This window comes from Rhizobacter sp. P1_G5, assembly GCF_056405435.1.
Genome location: NZ_JBFUCB010001170.1, coordinates 1 through 657 on the forward strand (window position 1 = coordinate 1; position 657 = coordinate 657).

1 protein-coding gene is annotated in these 657 nt (G+C 50.1%); it reads left to right on the forward strand.

Annotation, left to right across the window (positions count from 1 at the left end; all coding sequences use genetic code 11):
- Positions 1-657: hypothetical protein (locus tag AC1D12_RS34790; protein WP_477845597.1), on the forward strand; the 657-nt coding region annotated here is incomplete at both ends.

Here is a 657-nt window from a genome sequence, read left to right on the forward strand (position 1 = left end):
AGTCACATGAACAAAAATATTCAACTGAAGACCCCTCTCTCGCCAAATTGACTTGGAGAGAAATCGACGCCTTAGTACCCAACGGCGATACGGAACTGAAGCTTCATCTTGATCCAGATAATGAGCCCATGCAAAGGAGTGCTCAGATGCCCGCTCTGACGTACGCCATGCATAAACTTTCCATCGAGGTCATCCCTCCAAGCTTTGACGGCAAACTGTCCGAGGGCGTCATCGAGCGGATCCGGACGCTCACTAGAAATTTGTCACGCAACGATTCGGCTCGCGAACTGGGTATCGTCTACGATGCATTCAATGCTCTTTCATTCCCAGCGAGGAAGATATTCCTGACCACATTGCGTGAACAGGGCATTGATCTGGAGGAAGTACCGGTGAATGCACAGGCATGGTCTTTTGGTGGAAGGCTCATCGAACCATTCGTCAGAGCGGCCCTGTATACAATTCCCCACGATAAAGCAATCATTCAGGCTGGCGCCCCCCTCAACGACTCCACCAGCCAAGCAATTAGCACAAAATATATTGACAAAGCCAGTGATGATATGCTGGTCCATACACGTTATTCAGTGATCCTTCGGCGTTGCAAGGAATTTTCCGAGCTCCCAATCCCCAACATCTGGGTGCTCTCCCACTGGTTGAACA